Annotated in this window: 6 protein-coding genes; 2 read left to right on the forward strand and 4 right to left on the reverse strand. The window is 69.5% G+C overall.

Going from position 1 to position 3,978, the window contains the following annotated elements; all coding sequences use genetic code 11:
* The 3 genes from mftC to mftA all read right to left on the reverse strand — a co-directional run.
* The coding region (mftC, locus tag WA805_RS26170) for a mycofactocin radical SAM maturase (protein ID WP_425243684.1) at positions 1–1,088 on the reverse strand (1,088 nt) is incomplete at its 3' end.
* A complete protein-coding gene (mftB, locus tag WA805_RS26175) occupies positions 1,085–1,369 on the reverse strand; it encodes a mycofactocin biosynthesis chaperone MftB (RefSeq protein WP_422272627.1) in 285 nt (94 codons plus the stop codon). The genes mftC and mftB, both read right to left, overlap by 4 nt.
* Positions 1,359–1,466: a mycofactocin precursor MftA gene (gene mftA / locus WA805_RS26180; protein WP_422272625.1), complete on the reverse strand. Its 108-nt coding sequence runs from the start codon at positions 1,464–1,466 to the stop codon at positions 1,359–1,361. The genes mftB and mftA overlap by 11 nt, the downstream gene beginning before the upstream one ends.
* A 105-nt stretch (positions 1,467–1,571) precedes the next feature.
* On the opposite strand from mftA, the gene mftR reads away from it, so the two are divergent.
* Positions 1,572–2,171, forward strand: a complete 600-nt coding sequence (mftR, locus tag WA805_RS26185; protein ID WP_425243685.1) for a mycofactocin system transcriptional regulator — start codon at positions 1,572–1,574, stop codon at positions 2,169–2,171.
* 2 nt (positions 2,172–2,173) lie between these two features.
* The gene (mftE, locus tag WA805_RS26190; protein ID WP_422324980.1) at positions 2,174–2,869 is read left to right on the forward strand and encodes a mycofactocin biosynthesis peptidyl-dipeptidase MftE; all 696 of its coding nucleotides are present in this window, start codon (positions 2,174–2,176) and stop codon (positions 2,867–2,869) included.
* Positions 2,870–2,952: 83 nt separating this feature from the next.
* Here the strand turns inward: mftE and WA805_RS26195 are convergent, their stop codons facing one another.
* Complete coding sequence (locus WA805_RS26195) at positions 2,953–3,567, reverse strand: hypothetical protein (protein WP_424559963.1); 615 nt, start codon at positions 3,565–3,567, stop codon at positions 2,953–2,955.
* Positions 3,568–3,978 lie beyond the last annotated feature (411 nt).

Below are 3,978 nucleotides of genomic sequence, written 5' to 3' on the forward strand. Positions count from 1 at the left end.
GAGACAGCGGCCAGCGCCGCCGAGCCGTGGCCTTGCACGCACTCCGGGTCGGGGCCGTCGAGCGGCAGGCCGGTGAAGAACTTCGCCGCCATGCAGCCGCCCCGGCAGGAGTCGTAGAACCCGCAGGACCGGCACGCTCCCCCGGTGTCGGGCGCGCGCAGCGAGGCGAACAGCGGCGAGGACTTCCACACCGTCTCGAAACCGCCCGTGTCCCGCACGTTCCCGGCGAGGAACTCCGAGTGGATGGCGAACGGGCAGGCGTACACGTCGCCCACGGGGTCGATGAGGCAGACGACCCGGCCGGCGCCGCACAGGTTGAGGCCCGGCAGCGCGGACCCGTACGCGGACAGGTGGAAGAACGAGTCGCCGGTCAGCACCTCCTCGCCGTGCGCGACGAGCCAGTCGTAGAGGACCCGCTGCTGTTCGGGCAGCGGGTGCAGGTCGTGCCACACGTCGGCGCCGCGGCCCGACGGGCGCAGCCGGGTCAGCCGCAGCTGCGCGCCGAACCGGTCGGCGATGGCCTTGAACTGGTCGAGCTGCGGGATGTTCTGCCTGGTCATGACCACGGAGAGCTTGAAGCCGCGGAACCCCGCGTCCGCGAGGTTCTGCATCGCCCGCATCGCGGTCGCGTACGACCCTGGCCCGCGGACCGCGTCGTTCACGTCCGCCGTCGCGCCGTCCAGCGAGATCTGCACGTCCACGTAGTCGCTCGTCGCCAGCCGCGCTGCGGCAGCCGGATCAAGCTTCACGCCGTTAGTGGAGAACTTCACGCCGACGTGGTGCGCGGTCGCGTAGTCGACGAGCTCCCAGAAGTCCGGGCGGACGGTCGGCTCGCCGCCGCCGATGTTGACGTAGAAGACCTGCATCCGCTCCAGCGTGTCGATGACCGCCATGCACTCGGCCGTGGACAGCTCCCGCGGGTCGCGGCGGCCCGACGATGACAGGCAGTGCACGCAGGACAGGTTGCACGCGTAGGTGAGTTCCCAGGTCAGGCAGATCGGCGCGTCGAGGCCGAGCTGGAAAAGATCGGTGAGTTTCCCCGGAGCGGCGGAAGGCCCAGCCGGAGCCATGTCGTGGGTGAGGGTCATGCAACGGTCCGTTCCGAGATCATCTTTGAATCGGCGAGCGTGGCCAGCGCGCGGGCGTATACCGGGAGTTCCGCCTCGGAAACCCCGGCCGCCGCGCACGCCGCACGGGCGCTGGGGTGGTCGGCCAGCGACCTGACCACCGCCAGCACCCGCTGATTCTTCAGGAAGGACAGCCGTCGGGTGCCGAAGTGATACAGCAGCGCGCCGAAGGGCTCAGGGCGCATCGACACCCGCGGATCGACCTGCCAGGGGCGGTCGATGTCGAAGCCGTCAGTAGACACCGCACATGCCGTCGATCGAGACCTCCTCGACCAGGAGCTCGTCGCTGCTGAGGGCTTCCGTCTCCTCGACCGCCTGGGACGCCGGCTGGTCGGCCATGTCGCACCTCCGGAGATTAGTGGCACTAAGTGCCAGGGCCGCGCTTAGCAGGAGGTTAACGGCACCAGGTGCCAGAATCAAGGTCGCCGCGAGTAGGATTACGCCATGTCACACCCCGGCCGGAAGCGGGTGACCTCGCGCGCCGAGCTCGAGCACACTGCGTTCGCCCTGTTCGCGGCCCGCGGGTTCGAGCAGACCACGGTGGACGAGATCGCGGCGGCGGCCGGGATCGGGCGGCGGACGTTCTTCCGGTACTTCCCGTCGAAGAATGACGTCCCGTGGGGCGCTTTCGAGGCCGAGCTTGACCGGATGCGCGTCCGGCTGAAGGCCTGCCCGCCCGAAGTGCCGCTCATGGACGCGATCAGGCTCGCGCTCATCGACTTCAACCGGGTCGCGCCCGAGCAGGTGCCGCTGCACCGGCGGCGGATGGAGCTGATCCTGCGAGTGCCCACGCTGTTCGCGCACTCGACGCTGCGGTTCACCGCCTGGCGCCAGGTTGTCGCCGAGTTCGTCGGCGAACGCACCGGGTTGCGGCCCGACGACCTCGCGTCGCAGGCGGTCGCGCACGCCGTCCTCGGTGTCGCGGTGGCTGGGTACGAGCACTGGCTTGATGACGCTTCTGCCGACCTTGGGGCGCTGCTCGACGACGGAATGCGGCAGCTCGGCGCGGCGTTCGACGGCAGCCTCGGCTCCGGTTCCCGGTAGTCGTGTCCGGCTTCATCCTCAGCACCGCCCGCTGGCCGGAGGTCGAGGCAGGGCCGCGGCGGCTGCTCGTGGTGCCGCTCGGGTCTCTCGAGCAGCACGGGCCGCACCTGCCGATGGACACCGACACGCGGATCGCCTGCTTTGTCGCGGCGCGCGCCTGTGGAGGGCGGGCCGGTGTGGGGCTCGCGCCGCCGGTCGCGATCGGGGCGAGCGGCGAGCACGCGGATTTCCCCGGCACGCTGTCGATCGGCACGGACGCCTTGGCGCTGGTGCTTGTCGAGCTCGGTCGGCACGCCAGCCTGCACTGGCCGGCGATGCTGCTGGTCAACGGGCACGGCGGGAATGGCGCGGCGATCACCGACGCGGTCGCCCGGCTGCGGGCCGAGGGGCGGGAGTGTCACGTGTGGCACGCGGGGCTGCCGGGCGACGGCGGCGACGCCCACGCGGGACGGACCGAGACGTCGCTGATGCTGGCGCTGGCCCCGTCCGAGGTACTCCTGGACCGCGCCACGGCGGGCGACACCCGGCCGATCGCGGAGCTGATTCCCGAGCTGCGCGCGCATGGCGTCAGGAAAGTCAGCCCCAACGGCGTGCTCGGCGACCCGGCGGGCGCCTCCGCCGCCGAGGGAACGCGGCTGCTCGACCTGCTCGTAGCCAACCTGACTGAGACCCTCGACAGCCTGCTCGCGGACCCGTGATGGCCGACGATTTGTTCCTGTTTTCTGCTGCTATAACGACAGACAACAGGGACAAATCACTGCGTTCCAGCGGGAACGTGGGTTCAGCGACCTGAGTGATCGGCGGAAGCGTGGGCTGACGCGTTGTGCGTGACGCGGTCGGGGTAGCTCTTGGAGAACTTCAGCATGTAGATGATGATGCCGGCCGGCACGATCAGGCCGAGCAGGGTCTCGGGCAATCGGTGGGTGGTGTGCCCATTGATCGCGGCGGCGAGGACCCGGGAGACGCCCACGGCGAAGATGGCCACGCCCCACGCTGCGCTGAGCACCCGGTTGATCTTCTTGAAGATCGGCGAGGACCATTCGGCCTGCGGGACCGATTCGCGGGCGAACTGCTCGGTGAACGGCATGACCGGGATCAGCGCCAAGATGATGAGCCCCAAGATGATGCCGACGCCGGCGCCGCCCCAGGTGGCCAGCCACCGGTCGTCGTTCTTGCCCAGGGTGAAGCCCAGGATGGCGGTCACGGTGAACAGCGCCAGCGAGCAGATGTTGAGGATCTTCGGCGGCCAGATCGGGCGACTGGTCAAGACCGCAATGAGGGCGACCACCGCCGCGGCTAGCCCGGCGATGCCGATGTAGCCGTGCGGCAGGAACCGGGCCAGCACCGAGAACACGACCAAGGGCAAGAAGGCGAGGATGAGCGTGACGGGTTTCATGCCTGGTAACCTCCAGGCTTTCGGCTCGGCGAAGCGGGCGATGGTGACCAGGAACGCGGGACGAGATCTTCCGGCAGGCAGATATTTCCGGTACCCGGGCGCCCCTCGATAACAAACCCCTCACCCCGGTTGGTGCGCCTCCGGACCATGCTGCGAACCAGTTCGCATGCGGTCCGCTCGACGACGCCACGATCAGACGGAAGTGACCGATGCCCAGGCCGCGTCTATCACTTACTGAGAATAACCCGCCGACTACGCTCCGACAAGGCCCGCCGGGCGCTGTCATCTCCACCGCGCAAGTGCGCTCACCTTCCGCGGCCAGTATCGTAACCGCATGACCGGTGACCTCGCGGTTGTCACGGGCGCCGCGCGCGGCATGGGCGCCGCGGTGGCCCGGCGGCTCGCCGGCGG

Origin of the sequence: Trebonia sp. (assembly GCF_049794275.1) — a bacterium.
Classification (GTDB): domain Bacteria; phylum Actinomycetota; class Actinomycetes; order Streptosporangiales; family Streptosporangiaceae; genus Trebonia.